Annotated in this window: 33 protein-coding genes and 1 tRNA gene; 30 read left to right on the forward strand and 4 right to left on the reverse strand. The window is 39.7% G+C overall.

The annotated features are described in order from the left end of the window. The first annotated feature begins 83 nt into the window (after positions 1–83). Positions 84–156 (forward strand) — tRNA-Val (locus NYE36_RS06065). 131 nt (positions 157–287) lie between these two features. Here NYE36_RS06065 and NYE36_RS06070 read toward each other — a convergent pair. The 4 genes from NYE36_RS06070 to NYE36_RS06085 all read right to left on the reverse strand — a co-directional run bounded on the left by NYE36_RS06070 (position 288) and on the right by NYE36_RS06085 (position 3,294). After that, positions 288–1,517, reverse strand: a complete 1,230-nt coding sequence (locus tag NYE36_RS06070) for a site-specific integrase (RefSeq protein WP_327997709.1) — start codon at positions 1,515–1,517, stop codon at positions 288–290. A gap of 4 nt (positions 1,518–1,521) precedes the next feature. Further along, a complete protein-coding gene (locus tag NYE36_RS06075) occupies positions 1,522–2,043 on the reverse strand; it encodes an ImmA/IrrE family metallo-endopeptidase (RefSeq protein WP_015388434.1) in 522 nt (173 codons plus the stop codon). Positions 2,044–2,109: 66 nt separating this feature from the next. Then, on the reverse strand, positions 2,110–2,682 hold the full coding sequence (locus NYE36_RS06080; RefSeq protein ID WP_061046889.1) for an SHOCT domain-containing protein: 573 nt from the start codon (positions 2,680–2,682) through the stop codon (positions 2,110–2,112). 246 nt (positions 2,683–2,928) lie between these two features. Beyond that, positions 2,929–3,294, reverse strand: a complete 366-nt coding sequence (locus tag NYE36_RS06085; RefSeq protein WP_061046888.1) for a helix-turn-helix transcriptional regulator — start codon at positions 3,292–3,294, stop codon at positions 2,929–2,931. Positions 3,295–3,458: 164 nt separating this feature from the next. On the opposite strand from NYE36_RS06085, the gene NYE36_RS06090 reads away from it, so the two are divergent. The 29 genes from NYE36_RS06090 to NYE36_RS06230 all read left to right on the forward strand — a co-directional run bounded on the left by NYE36_RS06090 (position 3,459) and on the right by NYE36_RS06230 (position 16,687). Beyond that, positions 3,459–3,686 carry a helix-turn-helix transcriptional regulator gene (locus NYE36_RS06090; protein WP_179960591.1) on the forward strand — a complete coding sequence of 76 codons (228 nt, stop codon included), beginning with the start codon at positions 3,459–3,461 and terminating at the stop codon, positions 3,684–3,686. A gap of 10 nt (positions 3,687–3,696) precedes the next feature. Next, positions 3,697–3,888: a helix-turn-helix domain-containing protein gene (locus NYE36_RS06095; RefSeq protein ID WP_042635063.1), complete on the forward strand. Its 192-nt coding sequence runs from the start codon at positions 3,697–3,699 to the stop codon at positions 3,886–3,888. A 150-nt stretch (positions 3,889–4,038) separates the two neighbouring features. After that, positions 4,039–4,611, forward strand: a complete 573-nt coding sequence (locus tag NYE36_RS06100; protein ID WP_015388430.1) for a helix-turn-helix transcriptional regulator — start codon at positions 4,039–4,041, stop codon at positions 4,609–4,611. Beyond that, on the forward strand, positions 4,608–4,865 hold the full coding sequence (locus NYE36_RS06105) for a YqaH family protein (RefSeq protein ID WP_007408619.1): 258 nt from the start codon (positions 4,608–4,610) through the stop codon (positions 4,863–4,865). Before NYE36_RS06100 ends, NYE36_RS06105 begins: the two co-directional genes overlap by 4 nt. Further along, on the forward strand, positions 4,862–5,059 hold the full coding sequence (locus tag NYE36_RS06110; RefSeq protein WP_007408618.1) for a hypothetical protein: 198 nt from the start codon (positions 4,862–4,864) through the stop codon (positions 5,057–5,059). Before NYE36_RS06105 ends, NYE36_RS06110 begins: the two co-directional genes overlap by 4 nt. 102 nt (positions 5,060–5,161) lie before the next feature. Continuing rightward, on the forward strand, positions 5,162–5,350 hold the full coding sequence (locus tag NYE36_RS06115; RefSeq protein ID WP_327997710.1) for a hypothetical protein: 189 nt from the start codon (positions 5,162–5,164) through the stop codon (positions 5,348–5,350). Beyond that, complete coding sequence (locus tag NYE36_RS06120) at positions 5,347–6,264, forward strand: hypothetical protein (protein ID WP_150941127.1); 918 nt, start codon at positions 5,347–5,349, stop codon at positions 6,262–6,264. The genes NYE36_RS06115 and NYE36_RS06120 overlap by 4 nt, the downstream gene beginning before the upstream one ends. Next, on the forward strand, positions 6,224–7,021 hold the full coding sequence (locus NYE36_RS06125) for a PD-(D/E)XK nuclease-like domain-containing protein (protein WP_020954292.1): 798 nt from the start codon (positions 6,224–6,226) through the stop codon (positions 7,019–7,021). Before NYE36_RS06120 ends, NYE36_RS06125 begins: the two co-directional genes overlap by 41 nt. Further along, positions 7,021–7,209 carry a hypothetical protein gene (locus tag NYE36_RS06130; RefSeq protein WP_007408614.1) on the forward strand — a complete coding sequence of 63 codons (189 nt, stop codon included), beginning with the start codon at positions 7,021–7,023 and terminating at the stop codon, positions 7,207–7,209. Before NYE36_RS06125 ends, NYE36_RS06130 begins: the two co-directional genes overlap by 1 nt. 9 nt (positions 7,210–7,218) lie before the next feature. Continuing rightward, a complete protein-coding gene (locus NYE36_RS06135) occupies positions 7,219–7,920 on the forward strand; it encodes a DnaD domain protein (RefSeq protein WP_150941128.1) in 702 nt (233 codons plus the stop codon). Further along, on the forward strand, positions 7,805–8,752 hold the full coding sequence (locus NYE36_RS06140) for an ATP-binding protein (protein ID WP_139890484.1): 948 nt from the start codon (positions 7,805–7,807) through the stop codon (positions 8,750–8,752). The genes NYE36_RS06135 and NYE36_RS06140 overlap by 116 nt, the downstream gene beginning before the upstream one ends. Further along, positions 8,749–8,892, forward strand: coding sequence for a hypothetical protein (locus tag NYE36_RS06145; protein ID WP_191905474.1), 144 nt, complete (start codon positions 8,749–8,751; stop codon positions 8,890–8,892). The genes NYE36_RS06140 and NYE36_RS06145 overlap by 4 nt, the downstream gene beginning before the upstream one ends. Positions 8,893–8,986: 94 nt before the next feature. Further along, a complete protein-coding gene (locus tag NYE36_RS06150) occupies positions 8,987–9,415 on the forward strand; it encodes a RusA family crossover junction endodeoxyribonuclease (protein ID WP_016938684.1) in 429 nt (142 codons plus the stop codon). 57 nt (positions 9,416–9,472) lie between these two features. Next, positions 9,473–9,625 (forward strand): hypothetical protein, encoded by a 153-nt coding sequence (locus NYE36_RS06155; RefSeq protein WP_162861722.1) that lies wholly within the window; start codon positions 9,473–9,475, stop codon positions 9,623–9,625. An 80-nt stretch (positions 9,626–9,705) separates the two neighbouring features. After that, entirely contained in the window at positions 9,706–9,909 is a 204-nt protein-coding gene (locus tag NYE36_RS06160; RefSeq protein WP_252616890.1) for an XtrA/YqaO family protein, read from the forward strand. A 31-nt stretch (positions 9,910–9,940) separates the two neighbouring features. After that, on the forward strand, positions 9,941–10,303 hold the full coding sequence (locus tag NYE36_RS06165; protein ID WP_327997717.1) for a hypothetical protein: 363 nt from the start codon (positions 9,941–9,943) through the stop codon (positions 10,301–10,303). Continuing rightward, complete coding sequence (locus tag NYE36_RS06170) at positions 10,300–10,524, forward strand: hypothetical protein (protein WP_327997718.1); 225 nt, start codon at positions 10,300–10,302, stop codon at positions 10,522–10,524. Before NYE36_RS06165 ends, NYE36_RS06170 begins: the two co-directional genes overlap by 4 nt. Further along, complete coding sequence (locus NYE36_RS06175) at positions 10,521–10,922, forward strand: hypothetical protein (RefSeq protein WP_047936195.1); 402 nt, start codon at positions 10,521–10,523, stop codon at positions 10,920–10,922. The genes NYE36_RS06170 and NYE36_RS06175 overlap by 4 nt, the downstream gene beginning before the upstream one ends. 12 nt (positions 10,923–10,934) lie before the next feature. Next, positions 10,935–11,192 carry a hypothetical protein gene (locus tag NYE36_RS06180; RefSeq protein WP_150941133.1) on the forward strand — a complete coding sequence of 86 codons (258 nt, stop codon included), beginning with the start codon at positions 10,935–10,937 and terminating at the stop codon, positions 11,190–11,192. A gap of 129 nt (positions 11,193–11,321) precedes the next feature. Next, positions 11,322–11,492 carry a hypothetical protein gene (locus NYE36_RS06185; RefSeq protein WP_007408605.1) on the forward strand — a complete coding sequence of 57 codons (171 nt, stop codon included), beginning with the start codon at positions 11,322–11,324 and terminating at the stop codon, positions 11,490–11,492. 129 nt (positions 11,493–11,621) lie between these two features. Beyond that, positions 11,622–12,767 carry a DUF3578 domain-containing protein gene (locus tag NYE36_RS06190; protein WP_327997719.1) on the forward strand — a complete coding sequence of 382 codons (1,146 nt, stop codon included), beginning with the start codon at positions 11,622–11,624 and terminating at the stop codon, positions 12,765–12,767. Further along, a complete protein-coding gene (locus NYE36_RS06195; protein ID WP_007408603.1) occupies positions 12,757–13,440 on the forward strand; it encodes a hypothetical protein in 684 nt (227 codons plus the stop codon). Before NYE36_RS06190 ends, NYE36_RS06195 begins: the two co-directional genes overlap by 11 nt. A gap of 91 nt (positions 13,441–13,531) precedes the next feature. Next, positions 13,532–13,660 carry a hypothetical protein gene (locus NYE36_RS06200; RefSeq protein ID WP_327997720.1) on the forward strand — a complete coding sequence of 43 codons (129 nt, stop codon included), beginning with the start codon at positions 13,532–13,534 and terminating at the stop codon, positions 13,658–13,660. 15 nt (positions 13,661–13,675) lie between these two features. Beyond that, positions 13,676–14,191 carry a sigma-70 family RNA polymerase sigma factor gene (locus NYE36_RS06205; RefSeq protein WP_327997721.1) on the forward strand — a complete coding sequence of 172 codons (516 nt, stop codon included), beginning with the start codon at positions 13,676–13,678 and terminating at the stop codon, positions 14,189–14,191. A 124-nt stretch (positions 14,192–14,315) separates the two neighbouring features. Then, positions 14,316–14,528 carry a helix-turn-helix domain-containing protein gene (locus NYE36_RS06210; protein ID WP_327997722.1) on the forward strand — a complete coding sequence of 71 codons (213 nt, stop codon included), beginning with the start codon at positions 14,316–14,318 and terminating at the stop codon, positions 14,526–14,528. Positions 14,529–14,709: 181 nt separating this feature from the next. Then, positions 14,710–14,922 carry a DNA-binding protein gene (locus NYE36_RS06215; protein ID WP_327997723.1) on the forward strand — a complete coding sequence of 71 codons (213 nt, stop codon included), beginning with the start codon at positions 14,710–14,712 and terminating at the stop codon, positions 14,920–14,922. 137 nt (positions 14,923–15,059) lie between these two features. Next, positions 15,060–15,524 (forward strand): hypothetical protein, encoded by a 465-nt coding sequence (locus NYE36_RS06220; RefSeq protein WP_327997724.1) that lies wholly within the window; start codon positions 15,060–15,062, stop codon positions 15,522–15,524. Between the two features lie 11 nt (positions 15,525–15,535). Further along, the gene (locus NYE36_RS06225) at positions 15,536–15,820 is read left to right on the forward strand and encodes a YjcQ family protein (RefSeq protein WP_327997725.1); all 285 of its coding nucleotides are present in this window, start codon (positions 15,536–15,538) and stop codon (positions 15,818–15,820) included. Positions 15,821–15,931: 111 nt separating this feature from the next. Beyond that, positions 15,932–16,687 (forward strand): DUF4145 domain-containing protein, encoded by a 756-nt coding sequence (locus NYE36_RS06230; RefSeq protein WP_327997726.1) that lies wholly within the window; start codon positions 15,932–15,934, stop codon positions 16,685–16,687. Positions 16,688–16,694 lie beyond the last annotated feature (7 nt).

Below are 16,694 nucleotides of genomic sequence, written 5' to 3' on the forward strand. Positions count from 1 at the left end.
AAGTGTTGACGAATGAGAAATCAGGATATATAATTATAAATGTCAGAGAGACAACAACATACCCAGCAACACATACATATCATGATTCCGTAGCTCAGCTGGGAGAGCGCTACCTTGACAGGGTAGAGGTCGCTGGTTCGAGCCCAGTCGGAATCATAGCCAAAACCCTTGCGTAGCAAGGGTTTTTTACTTTGCTTATTTATTGATTTTGTCATCATTCATCGAGTTGGGGACGAATTGGGGACGAAATTATTTTTTTGAGCTGATTTTGAAGAGGAATTTCAAAATCAACTCTGTTTTTGTGCTAGGTTTCTAGGATCGAACTGGTTAAAGTGTTTTACTGTGCTATTTTCGAGTTTCTCGGTAACATGACCATAAATATCACTAGTTGTTCGAGCACTGGCATGTCCGGCTCTTCGTTGAATAGCACTGAGACTTTCGCCAGCTTCCATAAGGAGAGCCACCATAGTATGCCGCAAGTCATGAAGACGAACATCTTTTAGACCGTACTTCTTTTTTATTTTAGTCCATTTTGCGGTAGGGGTTGTATAGTAGTAAGGTTTTCCTTTACCACTGTGAAACACATATTGATGTTCTCCGCCTTCCCAGGCATCGCCAAGCAATAATTTTTCTTTTTTCCATATGCGATAATATTTAGCCAGCTCATTCATATAAAAATCAGGCATTTTGACGAATCGTTGAGAACTTTTTGACTTTGGGCTTTTGACATGAGGCTCTCCGTTAATTGTTTTAGAAATTGATCTATTTACGTATATTCCACCTTTGTCCCAATCTACATCCAAGTGCCATTCACAGGCAAGAGCTTCTCCTCTACGAAGCCCCCCGATCAGAGCTGCAAGATAATATAAGCGCCATTTAATATCTATTTCATACAACACTTTAATACATTCAGCTGCTTCGTCAGATTCAAGAAAGTTCATTTCTTTATTCTCAGCTTCTGGCGAACTCAATCCCTCAATAGGGTCGTCTTTTATCAATTTCCATTCCTCTGTGGCAGTTTTAAATAATGCTTGTAAGATTTTAAATATATCTTTGATTGTTTGATCACCTAATCCGCCAGGCTTTCCATCTTTTCTAGCCCCATCTTTAGATAAATCATCTATAAAATCAACAATATGAAGGCTTTTGATTTTGTCTATTTTTTTATGACCTAATGCTGGAAGAATGTGATTTTTTAAGTGATTTGAATATTTGACAGAGGTTGTAAAAGAGTAAGGCTTACCATTCTTATTAAAGAGTTTCTTTTCAATCCATTTTTCTGCAAATGAATCAAAAGTGGATTTTTCCGGAGCAATATACTCGCCGGCCTCTACTTCAATTCTGAAACGGTGCAGCTGGTCCTCAAGATACTCTTGTAATTTCCGTTTAGTCTTTAATAGCTTTGGATCTTCTATACGAATTGTTTTCTTTCTTCTATCCCTTTTACCTTTGGCATCGTAACCATTCTCAACAATTAATCTAAAAGAGTTTTTTCCACGGGGCTCTATACTGGCCATTTGGCTACCTCCTAACATTCAATTTACTTATTTGATGAAGATTTTTATGCCAGAGAATTGAAAACTGCTTTCTGTTGAATATTTCTAGCCGTTTAGCGGCCAAGGAATATGTCACATTAAATGTATCTCCTATTAATTTAATGGCCTCTGATTTAAGACGGGGCAGTTGCATTTTTATGAGCATGAACGTTGGTACACAGAAGTGATACATGAAACTGTTCGCCTGGTATTCCTGAAGCTGCCTGAACATTCTATTCATGTGAAATTGGTTTCCAGTATGTTTTAAGACATGGCATAGCTCATGAACAAAGTCTTGCCACTGTTCTTGTGGAGAGGCACGAGCATCAAGGACGACGCTATACTCACCGTTGATTTGAAACATGCAGCTTTCTCTTTGCTCATAATGCAGCCAGATACGAAATGCCGCGGCAATCCTTTCTAAATCAATGTCTTCAGGAGTTTCAATATTTAATCTGTGGTAGATTTTTTTGACTTCTTCTTCGAGGTACGATAGTTGGATTGACATTAAAAACACCACCATAAGGGGAATATATGTTCTGTTTTTGGTGTGAAAGAAAAGCCCATAGGGCCACTATAATTTTAAAAGCTGCTTTTTTTTCGCTGTAAACTCTTCTTCTGTCAAAAGACCTTCTTCTTTTAACTCAGCATATTTTCTAATTTCTGAAGCTATCATGTCAAAATCAGATAAATGCTGGTGAGTAGACTGGGCAGGGGACGGATCATTATTTTTTTGAGCAGTTTGTATTTCTTTTCTCACGTAGTTGACAAACTTATCATGATCCCCTTCTTGAATTCCCTTAATCAAGAATTCCTCTTTATGGGTTTTGAGATCTATCTGAAACCCTGTAAATGTTTCCTTTAAGATGGTGATGCTCGTAATTTCGTTATATGACCAGCTGATTATTCTATGGGCACCAGCTTTATCTGCAATATGATATAAGTTTTCTTTGGTAGCAATAAGTAAACCTTGAGTGCCGAATTTTTTGTCATTTAACACACCGAATATAGCTTCCATTATTACTTGGTTTTTCTTCCCCAATAATGGCTGGGCTGCATAATAAGTTTTCCTGAAAGCCCCTGAAGCTCTGCGTTTTTTTCCAAAGGCACTGTTATATACTTCCTCATTAGTGAACAAAAACGCCAAATTAATTTCCCCTTTATATGTAGTCACGGCTGAGTTTGTCTTTCTTTTTTTCTGATCCATTCCAGTTTGAATACTGAAGCAATCCAGAAGAGGACGATTGCTGAATCCCTTGATATAACTGGCTTCAACCTACTAATGAAAAATGCTTTCCCGTTCCAGTTCGGTTCTAATCCCGATCCAATCCCGATCTTATTAGTAAACAGAAATAACATAATAAATAAATATAAATAAAGGTTTCGGCAGTTGTTACTTTTTAGGCTTGCGGCCTTCGCGTTCTTCTTTCTCTTTAAGGTACTTAATAAAATCAATTGCTTGTTTTTGACTTTCTTCTGAGAAATCACGAGCTTGTCTAAAGGCGAGTTGTAAATCAGGATCATCAAAAAGGTCAGTATTAAAAGCATTAGGTTCTTTGCCGGTTAGGAGATAGTCAGTAGTTACACCATACAGCTTTGCAATTCTCACAAGCATCTCGCCATCCGGTTTCCTTAAGCCGTACTCCCAATTCGCATATGTAGACATTGTTTTAATGCCCAATTTTTTTGCGACAAAAGATTTGCTCCAACCTTTTTTTTCTCTTAATTCAGTTAGAATTTTCCCTGTTATATTATCCATTATTATACACCTTTTTTCATTTGGTGTGTAAATTTTAACACGGTTTACACACAACAGATAATAACTTACACAAAAAGAATAAAAATATATTGACTTACCCTTATTGTGTATATTATTATGAGTTTAACGAGTTACACAAAAAGAGTAAGGTGGTGAGTTAAATAATGTTAGAAAATTTACGGGCGACTAGAATTTCTCAAGGAAAGACCCAAACCTTTATGGCTAAAAAACTCGGATACAGATCTGTAAGTGGGTATGCGAATATAGAAATGGGTCGTACAAAACCAAGTCTTGAAAAAGCACATCAAATATCCAAGTTGTTGAATAAAGATGTAGATGAACTTTTTTTTGATCAAAAGTTACACGTAACGAGTAAAGAACACACTGCTTAGGAGGCCGAGTATGATACGCAATACATTAACTGTGCAGGAAACAGCTGATTACCTGGGTGTTCACCATGACACAATTTACACAATGGTTCGAGAAAAACAAATTCCTCACTTTCGTGTGCGAAATCGGATTTTCTTTACCAAACACAATATTGATGCATGGATCGAAGCACAAGAACAAGCAATCATGAAAGAGGCTCTATAGAGTAAATATTTGTTTTTATTGTGGCCACAAAGCGAAATTTAGAGCCATGAGGCCGGATATTCGAAAAATCATAAGCCAATACAATAAAACATCTTTTGACCCTAATTAAATTTTAACAGCAAACAGCTGAATATATCAGGAGGCAAACATATGGAGAACAATCCGTACAACTTGCGGAATTTACCGAAGATCATGCGCTGTGTTCGTAAAGCGGCCGGGTTTACACAATATCAGATCGGCAGTTTGATAGGCGGGAAGGATCAACGTTACGTTTCCGATGTTGAAAATGGTTTTAGTAAGCTGACCCCTGAATTATGCATCAGGTGGTTTGAGGCGTGCGAGGCATACGAACATATTGATCTGGTACATTACCTTTTCAAACTGCACCCGACAACGGCTGCTCCAATAGACCCAGCTCTTAATGAGAGCGCAAGCACAGCGGTAATCAACATGATTCACCAGCTTGAAGAAGCATTGCAGGCAACAAAGCATTTAGCGCGCTGGCTGGCAAATGATAGGCCAGGCCGACAGGCGGAAGAACTGCCCATGGCCGATATTAAACAGATTTTTGATCTGATCCCAGCAAACAAAACGCTGATATATTCGCTGGCCCGCAGTCATGGCCTGAACATGAAGGAACTGGCTGAAAGATGGACGCGGAAAGCGCTAATGAGTCAAGTTGCAATGGCAAAAACAGAGGAAAGGCAGGCGGTGCTGGTATGAAAATCAATCAGTTTCTTAAAGCAGATGCAGATTCAGCAAAAAGGAAAATCGAGTCGGCGGAAAGGCTCTCTATCATGCTTTCGGAGGCGTTACGGGATGGCGATTATGAAGAAGCTATCAGTCTTGCAGGGAGCATCAAGGTTCTTACAGAGGATATTAACCGGCTGGCGAATAAAGGACGCTTACACCAAACCGTTTTAAATATGGCAGCCCGCGGGATTCAACTGAGTGTTGCGAGTAGGTGTTCACGATGAATATTGAAAATCCAATGGTCCTGAACAACTGGCATGATAAAACGACAGAACCGGAAACAAAAAAGGACTTTTTCGGGGATGAAGTAACGTCAGCAGATAATTATGTAATCGACAGCGGCGAGGTAATTTTACAAGACAATCTTAAACGCTATTTGAAAGAGCAACTTGGATTTAGGTTTCATTCAGCGCAGTAAAAAAAGCCCACTTGGCAGAGTGGACTTCAAAAGGTCTTTTGGTAAAGATTAGTTCCTTTATTATACCAAATTACCTCATAAAAGACAAAGGAGGTTTTACACATGGCTAAACGAATAACAGCATCTTTCAGTGACCGAGCGGACGATCAGAAGCGTCTGGGACAAGTCGGCGGCTCGATCATGTTCAGTAAGGGCAAACCGGTATTTTCCTTTCCGTCAATGGATGCATACCGAGAATGGCAGCGGCTCGGCACGGAAGCTTATTTGAGAAAGGTGGCAGAAGCACAATGAACGGACTATCTCAGGTAGATTACTCAGATTACATGCCGGCGCCCCAGCAGGATACTAGCGTGACTACGGAAGCGATGGTAAGCCGACAGGCTCAAGAAGTACAGGCGGCGATGATCATCGCAAAGAAATTCCCACGGGACGTATTCGCGGCGTTTGACCGGATTAAAAAAGCATGCGAACGGAGGCTTTTAGCCGAGAATGCGGTGTATGAATATCCTCGCGGCGGGACAAAGGTTTCCGGTCCATCTATCCGGCTGGCGGAGGCCTTGGCACAGAACTGGGGGAACATTGATTACGGAATTATGGAGTTGGAACAAAAAGCTGGTGAATCATCTGTCATGGCTTACGCTTGGGATCTTGAAACGAATACCAGGCAAACCAAAATATTCACTGTGAAGCATGAGAGAAAGGCAAAAGGTACAGTTACAAAGCTTAATGACGCCAGGGATATTTATGAAATGGTTGCCAATCAAGGAGCCCGTCGACTACGTTCCTGCATACTTGGAGTGATTCCTGGCGATATCGTTGACGCTGCAGTTGATATGTGCCAGAAAACGTTAATAAACGGCCATAAAGAACCATTGGAAGATCGGCTCAGAAATGCTTTATCAACATTCAAAAAAGAATTCGGGATCACCAAAGAAATGATTGAAGAATACATCGGCAGTAACGTCGATGCCTTTACAGAACAAGACTTTTTAAAGATTGGCCGCATTTATACATCTTTACGTGATGGTATGGCCAAGAAAGAGGATTACTTCAATGTGAAGGCCACAGGCGCGACTAGGTCAAAGGCTGAGGAAGAATTCAAAAAGCAGAAAGAGCAAGCTGACAAGCCTGCTGATAGTAAAGAAAAGGCGGGTGATCCTGCTAATGCGGATACCGGCGCTGAACAAGGAGAATTATTACTCTAACGAGATTGATAGACACTACATGTCAAATTCTCAATATAAAAGTTTTTTGCAGTGCGAGGCTGCCACGATGGCAAAGCTGAACGGAGAATGGACGCCGCCCACATCGGAGGCGCTCCTCTTCGGCCAATACGTTCATGCCTGGCTTGAGGGTGAACAGGCTTTTGATGAATTCAAGATGAATACACCTTCGCTATTTACTCAAAAAGGTCAGCTGTACAAGCAGTATCAGTTAGCTGATCTGATGATTGAGGCGATTCAAAATGATGATCTCTGTATGTTTGTTCTTCAAGGAGAAAAGGAAGTCATTGTAACTGCTGAATTGTTCGGTGTTCCGTGGAAAGGAAAGCTGGACGTATACAACCCAGCTGGCGGCCGTTTCTCCGATCTGAAAACAGCGCGGTCATTGCGGGAGAAAGTTTGGGACCCGGAAATAGGATATTGCTCTTTTGTTGAGGCATACGGTTACATCGCTCAGATGGCGCTTTACGCAGAAATTGAAAAACGGATGACTGGGCGTAACGAATGGCTTGAACCCCTGATCGTTGGAGTGTCGAAAGAAGACCCACCTGATAAAGCTGTCATCAATATTGATGAAGGAAGGATGGAAGTAGAGCTTGAGGAGATTGAGCAGCGGATGGGCCGGATTTTGCAAGTGAAACACGGCGGGGAGAAGCCGGAGCGATGCGAAAAATGCAAGTATTGCCGGGCTACTAATCAACTAAACAGTATCATCCATTTTTCGGAGTTGGTGAGCTGATGGAAAGGGAGTTGATTAGGATTCCTATCCCGCATTGTTATCTTTGGCTGGTCAAAACGGTTCAGCGCGACATGAGAAAGGACTTGTATACCCGGTACACGACTGACTACTTAAAGACAAATGAGCCGTCTCTGAGATTAGTAGAAATAGATTTCAAGGCTCTGACAGCACTGTGTGAAAGGAAGTAGGTGAGCGGCATGGATATGCAAGGTTTGGGGTATGTGGTCCTGCCCCGGCTGCCATTTAAAGATTCACGAGACGAGACAATATACGATTATTTATTCAAACGGGCGGAGTACAGGGCAGATCAAGAACTAAAGCTCGGGCAGACAATCATTAAGCTTGTAGATTTAGCCAAGCGCTTCAACTGGTCTTCTGATCAGATCAAATACTCGTTAGATCGGATGGTAAAGCAAGAGTATTTGAAGCTGGATCGGCTGCCGCAAAAACGTGGTTTCATTGTGACGGTGTTGAATTATGCCGAGTACATACAGCTTGGAAATTACAACAAGAAGATAGACCCGGCTCCAATACCTTTAGGACAGCAGGAGGTTGACGAAAAAATGAAAAACGCATTTGAACTATTCGAAAACAAAACAGCCCGCACCATTGGCACGATGGAGGTTCAGCGGCTCGGGTATATGGTGGATGATTACGGCGAAGAGAAAGTCATGGAGGCAATGAAACAGGCTTTCAGAAGCAAGGGCAACAACGTCAATCTAAATTACATTGAAGCAATCCTCTCAAACCCATTCAGCCAGAGACGAAAGGAGAAACAGCAGTATGGAAGCTCGCAAAACGCAAGATATGGACGCGGCAATGAAGGCCATTCTAACCAAGCTCCGGGATCGGTCAGCAGCATCTTCAACGGGACAGGCCGCCTCAGAAGAAAAGGCTGAATACGAGTGCTCTGACTGCAAGGATAAGGGCATTATCGTTTACCGGATTCACCAAGACACCGAGCGTCAGCTGAGAAAAGAGCATAAGACAATGGAGAGCCTGGCCCCCGATCAAATGGTCAGGGAAGAGGATTATCTTGCGGGGAAAGTATGCTTGCCGGATAAGGCCCGGGAATGGAAAACCACATTTTCAAAGCAATGCGAGTGTGTAAAACGGAAAAAGATCGCCCGGCTTATGAAGGCCAGCGGCATCACGGAGGAATTCGAAAAGCTCCTTTTTGGAAACTTCATTAAGGACGGGAAGCCGGACATGATCAAGGACGCTTATGAGTGCGCGGTGGAATACTATAAGGATTTTCAGAGCATCAAGGGAAAACGTTCAAACAGTATCGCTTTGCTCGGGCAGCCGGGCAGCGGTAAAACGCACCTGTTAACGGCAATCATGAACAATCTAATCAAGAAAAAATCAATTTACTGCATGTATTTCCCGTATGTAGAGGGAATGGGCGATCTGCGAAATGACTTTGACCAGCTGGAAACAAAGCTCGACGCCATGCGGAAAGCTGAAGTCCTGTTCATTGATGATTTATTCAAGCCAGTGAAGGGGGAGCCGCGGGCGACGGATTGGCAAGTGGAACAAATTCAATCGGTTGTGAATTATCGGTACTTGAATCATAAGCCTCTGCTAATCTCTTCCGAGCTTGATACGGGCGAAATTTTGGATATTGACGAGGCGCTGGGCTCCCGGATTCATCAAATGTGCAGAGATTATACGGTGATCATTAAAGGCGACCGGATGCAATTAAATCATAGGTTAGGAGATTGGGAATGACGGAAAAAGCGAACTTCACAGCAACCGGCGGCATGTATCTGTTCGGGCCCGCCGAGCAAACGGCCGGCCAGGACCTTACCCCGGCGATCCGGGTGCTTGAGGAAAAAATCAAACAAATGGAGCTGATGTACAGTGCTTAAAGCGGTTATCCTGCTGCAGGCCATCATCCTTACAGCGCCGTACAAGGAAAAGCAGATTCAGCACTGGGAACAAATTGACGGGAGGTAATGACGGTTGGATTCCATTCAGTTTATAGTTTACGGCGAGCCTGTTGCACAGGGGAGGCCGAGGGGATCTGTTATAAATGGCAAGGTTAAAATGCGTGATCCTTTGAAATCAAAGAATTTTAAACAATATGTTGCACTGGTGGCGTCACAGTATCGGCCAAAACAAGTTATTACGGGACCTGTGGCAATGGATGTCAGAGTATTCAGACCAATGACGAAAGAAATTTCTAAATCCAAGACAAAAAGAGAAAATGCGGAAAAGGGTCTCCTGCGTCCCGTAACAAAGCCGGACGTTGACAACTATGTAAAGGGAGTTAAAGACGCCCTGAATCATCTGATTTACCGGGATGATAGCCAGGTAGTCGATCTGAAAGTTAGCAAGTTTTACAGTGAAGAACCCAGAGTGGAAGTCATTATAACGGAAATCCTGCCATAACGCTTTGCGGCAAAAGTTTGGTGCTTGAAAACTAAATCAATTCAGGAGGTTATCGCTATGCAAGAAAAAATCGATCCATACAAGCCTGGTCCAGTTAAGGAGTGGAAAATGACGCCGGAGCAGTTGGCAGCATACGTCGAAAAGCATCCGATCATTTACCGCGAGGAATTAAAACCATCTGCCGGCGTAACGATGCGGCTGCCGTCGTAAAACGAAAAAAGCACCGAAGCCTTGGCCCCGATGCTCTGATATGAACTGGTACTTCTATCATAGCACAGGGGGCGGCCAGAGTGAACAAGCCAACAGAAATAAAAAATCATGAAACAACTATTCAGCAAAGCATCGAGCCGGGGAAAGTCCGCATCATCGTTTTAGATGGCACCGAAGGGACTGCTCATCTAATGGACGCCCCGGAACACGGTAAAACAATCATTCAAACAGTAAAAGGCGGCCTGGCTCGTTGTGATTACGAGATCGGCCATAAATTCAAATAGCAGGGGTTTCCCCTGCGGGGGAGGAACGGGCATGAAAGAATTCAAAATCAATTTGTCAAAAGGTGAGGTTTTATATACCGGCTCTTACATTTGCACCCTTTCGAAAACGGCGGCCAGTGCACCGGAGCCAATTTCTTTAGAAGCAGCAGCCGAAAAGCTCGCGGAAGAGTTAATCATGCAGCAGGCTATGAATCGGGAGCATCAGCGGCAACAGGAAGTCACGGTCATTCAGTTTCGGCAGGCTCAAGAAGAGATTAAGCGGCTTAAATACGAGAATGACAATTTCAGAAGGTTGCTTGCTACATTCACCGATGAAGAGGACGACCCTTTCGGAGTGGTAAGGAAGGCCTTAAACGGTCAGTTTCCTGCTGCATGGGAGGGTGATGCGGAATGAGCGGATTATCACAAGAACAAATTAACAAAAATTTGTTCGACGAAGTCCAGCGGCTCAGAAAGAAATCTAGGCATGACGAGGAAGAAATTCGACGGCTAAAGGCGGAGAACAAAAAATTAAGATCGGAAATTGAAGAACTGGAACAGATAACAAGAGATTTCGAATCTGCAAATAGCGATTTGGAAGATAAAATCTGGGGATTGGAGAATGATGCGGAATGAAAGTGAAACATGTTGATCAAGGTGGTTTGAAAAGTAACTGGCGGGAATTTGTTGATTTTGTTAAGTCAAATGGTACTGGCGCTTTTTTCGAATATTTCTTTGTCTTTCATGAAGACGAATGTGACGAAGCCTATATATTTGAAAATTCCTTGGAACTAGACGAATGGTTAGAACAGGAATTTTCGGAGGGGAATTATTACGAGGCCGAGGATATTGAGAACTCAATGGATGAATGGATAGTATGGGGGCTTGTTCCTGCTTCATCTGTTGAAAAATATCCGTCGTTATACAAGAAAGCAAGGAAAACATCAATTGTTATAGATGGTGAGACATTTCACAGAAAAGCAGCGACGATAAGCGTTGAGCAGACAGTTTCAGTATCAGCTTCAGTCATTTAAGGGGGAACAAAAATGATGCCATTACAAGTAGAACTTCAGCGGAACGTGAAGGCTACGAAGGACGAAGCAATGACCGTCGAGCAGGCGGCCGAGCTTTTAAAGGTTCACCCGGACTACATCCCGACGCTGGTCGCTCGGTCTGACGATCTGAAAATGATCGGCGATACCATTATCGCTAAACGGGATAAAACAAATATCTGGCTGGTCGGGGCATGCGTGGGGCTTTTCTTCTTCGCTGTTGCTGTGCTGCCGAATTTGATCGGGGGTTAAGGGATGGTACGCTCACCTTTAATCTTATTCGGCGGCAAAGGACATACGCCGAACACAACATAATGTACATCGAGCCTTTCGGCGGCTCGGCCAGTTCAGTGAAAACTATATATTAAATAGGGGGATTCAATGGCGCTGAGAATAATTTTTATGCTAATGGGGTTAGGATTCTGGTTTTATTTTCAGTACGAATACAGGCCGGACATGAAAGCAAACATCACGTTAATAGGAGCAATCATTGCATTCACGGCAGCGGCTTATTTTAATGATATTGATAAATTTAGAGAGAAGCAGGAATGAATAGGCTGTTTTGCTTAAAAATGAAGATAAGGACGGAAAGAAATGAAAATTTGGAAAGGAAATTATAAAATAGTTTAGAAATATATGGTATGATAGGCTCGTTGAATTCTGGTTAAAGGAGATTTTGTTATGATGCGAACTACACCTAGCCTATTTGATGTAAACCGTTTTTGGAAAGGTTTTAATGAATATAAAAATTACAAAGTTGATAATAAACAACATGATTTTTTTAAACTGTTTCGTAACGAAATTCCTGTAGCATTTGAGAAGGTATTAAAAGAAAAGCAGTTCAAGAATCGAGATTATATAAGCATCAAAGCTTCCACAGGTACTGGGAGGATTTCTGATTCATTCTGGATTGCTTTTCTTGATAATCGATTGACTACCAAAGGAAAAAGAGTATCGACTCAAGTTGGTATTTATATTGTTTTATTGTTTTCAGAAAGCGGAGACAATTTTTATTTAAGTATAGCAACTGGCACTGAAAACTTTAACTTAACTGAAATTAGGGAGCAAGCTAAAGCAGGTAAACAATTCTTTGCTAGACAGATTCAATCAAATGAAAAGTTACTAGGATTTAATACGGATGAATTTTATTTGGGTACGTCCGACAGGCCAAAAAAGTATGCTGCCAGCGCCCTCATCAACAAGAAATTTAATCTATTTACGTTTGATGAAGAGCAATTGCTTAACGATTTATTCATATTAAATGACCTCTTCTATGATTATGTCTATGAACATTATTTAGAAGAAAATAATGGCGAAACTGAACAAGAGAATTTAATAAAGAAAAAAACGATTAGAAGAAAAGTAATAAATGTTGAAAAGTACAGGTTGCTTCGCAAAGAAAAAGAGATTGCTAATGAATTAACTGGAAAGGCAGCAGAAGAGTTTGTCTTTCATAAAGAAAAAGATTATTTAATCAAAGAAGGCAGAAATGAATTGGCTCAAAAAGTTGATTGGATCTCTAATAGGGAAGACGGTCATGGATATGATATAAAATCTTATTTTCCAGATGGCTCTGACAAGTTTATTGAGGTAAAAGGTACCAAGTTTAAAAACAATGCTTATCAGTTTTATTTATCTGAACGTGAAAGAGTTGTTGCTGAAGAAAAGGGAAAAGAATATGTTTTAACATTGGTTGAGAACGTGGGGAATCCTAAGCTAATAAAAATCATAAAAGAGGTTAGGGACCCGGTTCATAAAATGTGTTTAAAGCCGCTAAATTATAGTGGCAAACTGAAACCAGAGGGATGCCAAGACAATGACGAATGAAATATTAAAAGACCTAAAATCAATATCAATTACATTCATAAAATTTCTTTGTGTTTTAGCAGTACTTACGATTATAGCAATTATATCTTGGCATTTGAAAGCATATGAAGTTATTTATTACATAATAGTAATAGGTGCTTACCTAATTATTTGGTTTTTAATATATTGTTTTTTAATAAGGCCGCAAAAAGTAAAAAGAGATAATTTGTACCTTTGGTTAGATTCTCCGAATTTCACAGACAAAGAGTTTATTCATGATTTATCGGAGGTTCCTGTTAAGGACTTGTTAGAAAATTTAGAGACAATTTATAAAAAATTATTGATTTATGCAAAACTCGATATAATTAAACTAAAATTATTAAAGGCATACTTCAAGACAAAAAGCTCAGGAAATATTATTGAGGTGCTTTTTCGCTCTTTAGTGGCAATAATTTCAGGACCTTTGTTATTATTTGTGATAAACAATAGACAATTATTTGTATTCCTAAAGCCCAAAGACTTCGCTGAGATTAATCCAACGTTTCTAACCGTGGCAAACATTTTAACTATAGTCTTGTTTTTCTTAAGTGTTCTTATGTTTTTGATATCTGATTCAGTAACAAATAAAAAAAGAAACCTTATAATTGAGGAAATACTTGACGTATGTATTAGCGAATGTAGTAACAAAAAATAAGTCCAAGACGGAAAGCCTGCGGACACTGATCATTGCACAGAATCACTGTGCTCTGATTGGTGTCCGTTTTTTATTTGAGCGGAGGGATGACATGAAGCAAGAAAAGAAAAAGCCCAATAATAACACGCAGGAGCGCTCAGATCGTTTCTGGCAACAAATGATGAACACGAACATGCAAACACTTAAACGAGGCAAGGACGGCGCATTTAAGCGCAAATAAGGGGGAGGAATCAGAATGCAGGATTTAATCATTGAATACAAACGAGCATTAAGAGAAACAAGAAAAATGTACCGGCTCTACAAAGATACGGCTGAAGTCAGTCTGACGGCTGAACAGATTAACGACAAAAAGATTATCAGTAGCATGATCAGCGATATTGAATTCACTCTCGAATGGCTGCAGAACGGAAGACAGCCGGGCGCCCGCCGAGGTGCTGACAGAAGAGATGCATATCAAAGGACGATTCTTGCTGATCCGCGCTTAATTGATGCGCTCCCGGAAGAATACGCAATCGTTCAAGAGGCTGAGGGAGAGGTAAGTGATTGGGATAAGGAAAGAATCGCTGATGCCCTATCCGTGCTTACCGAAAGAGAAAAAGACATTTTCATGATGCATGCTGTGCAAAACATGTCATTCGAAGAGATAGCGCAGTTATTGGGGATTAAAAAAGGAACCGTGCAGAAGAACATCGAACGTTCCCGCCTGAAAATGAAAAATAGAGCAGATCACAGCCTATTCTGTTTAGCATGAATAGGTTGTTTATTTATTGAAATATAAGAAAAGTTTGTGAAAAACCCTTTAAAGACTACTATTGTTATAGGTATAATGGTATTGTTTATTGTTACAAATTAGGGGATTCAAAGAGGATGATATTATGTACAATCTTAAAGAACGCGATGCAATTAAACGGTTCTTAAATGAGGAAACCGTTAATACAAGCGAAGCAATTGAAATGTTGGGCTTCACTCGTCAATACCTAAACCAGTTAGTTAAAAGCGGGGAATTAGAGCCGATGAAAGAAATGCCCCGGGACAGGCTTTTTCTGAAAGAGGATATTTTGGATTTTCAAAAACATAGAAGGAAATGAGCGAATATGAAAAAATTAATCGATGGTTCAACAATCTTATTCTTTATTCTTTTTGTGATATTGTTCACTAATTTTGATTATGGTCATCTCAGCACTATCGATATTATTACTATGATTTTGGCATTGATCTGGTTGGTATTGACTATAATTAATGTAACTCTAAAATGGAGAAACCTTCGAAATGGCTAAGTTTATTTTTGAGAGTATAGACGAGCTGAGAGATTTTATGGATAAAGAAGTCATAACGACATCTGAAGCTATTGAAATAATCGGATGCAGCCGGCAGAACCTCAAGCAGCTGGTGGATTACAAGACATTGATTCCAATTAAAACTACAAACAGAGATCGCCTATTTTTGAGAAAAGATATTGAAGGTTACAAAAAGAAACGTTGAGTGCACCCTGTCAAAAGGGTGTTTTTTCGTCTTACGGTTGCCACCTATTTATGAAAGATACTTTCGTTCGACAAATTTTGCAAAATGTTAATCATATCAATTCATTCCCGATATTAAAAATGGGAGTGATTTGTAAAATGAATAAGAATAAAAAGAAAGATAATAAAAAGAAGAATAAAAAGGACTTAGAAGAACTGGAGAATGTTATTTATACTTATCCCAAGAAGGAGTTACTCTCTTTCTTTTTTGAAAAAACTCGAATTGGTCATAAGAAGGAAGAATATCAAAAATTCCAATCCCTAATTTATGCTTTGGATATTGAATGTTTAGAGTTTGCAATATCGAGATTTTCTCATATAGATGTTATCCATGATCATTCAAAATATGTTCCAGCCTTTATCCCTTTATTTGCAGCATATCTCACCATGTTCTTTAATTTTTATGAAAAACATTGGGGAGCTTTAGCTTTTGCTGCTGGTACAATTGCTGCTATTGTTTGGATAATTGCAGTAGAAAGAAAACATAGAAATCAAGCAATTTCTATTATGAAAATATTTGAACAAGTCAAAGAGAGAAAAGTGAAAGACAGATCTAAAGACTGAAAGGAGAAAATATGAATAAGGATAAATTAAGGTATGCCATATTAAAGGAAATTTCAAAAGGAAACACGCCTTTGGCAGAAAACGATTTTGGTGTTACCGAAGAACAATTTGATAATGCTGTGAACTTCTTAAAACGAGAAGGCTATATAATTGGGGTTCATTATTCAAGTAATAGACCTCATCTATATAAATTAGGACCCGAACTGACGGAGAAAGGCGAAAACTATTTAGAAGAGAATGGAACATGGTCTAAGACATATAGGACAATAAAAGAGGTTAGAGATTGGATAAAATAACGAAAGTTTCTTGAGGATACTTTTTCTTTTTCAGGTTTTTGTTCGACAAATTCTGCGAATGATTCCTTTCTCCTACTCCTTAACCGATAATAAGGAGGGGGTGATAATATAATGGCTGAAAATAAAGAATTTGAAAAAATGGTTTATTGCAGAAGATGTGAGAACAAGACATATCACAAGATTATTAAGGAATATAGTATTGAGCAAGATGAAGTAGAGGAGAGTTACGGTCATTATTGGTGGGAAAGGTATATTATTGCAACTTGCATGGGTTGTAGAACACCATGTTTTATAAATGAATATGATGATGTTTCAATGCATTTTACCATACGTAATGATCTAGGCGAAGTTGAAGAAATTAATTTAGAGGATATTAAAGTATACCCACCTGAACCAATATATAATAAAGCCAATCAATATAAGAAAGTTAAATTTAATTACCTACCTCAATTACTTGAAACATTATATAAGCAAGTCATAGTAAATTATGACTTGAAGCAATACCTTCTTGCAGCTGCTGGGCTTAGAATGATTATAGAAGGTATTTGCAATGATCTTTCAATAACTGAGGGGTATGTAATTGATGAAAAAACAAATTCAAAAAAGTTAAATAATCAGGGACAAGAAGTTAGAAGTAAAAGTCTAGATGGTAAAATTAATGGACTTGAAGAGAAAGGGTTGTTAACAAAAAGACAAATACAAATTCTTCATATAATAAGGAAATTAGGGAATCAAACGGTTCATAAGTTAAATAACCCAAAACGTAAAATTATAAAAGACGGATTAGAAATTATTGAAATTACATTTAAAAATCTTTATGAATCACAGAAATATGATATTGTCTTTAAAGATGTTACACATAACTAGAAAAAAG

It is taken from the genome of Bacillus sp. FSL R5-0593, from assembly GCF_038603755.1.
GTDB classification, from domain to species: domain Bacteria; phylum Bacillota; class Bacilli; order Bacillales; family Bacillaceae; genus Bacillus; species Bacillus velezensis.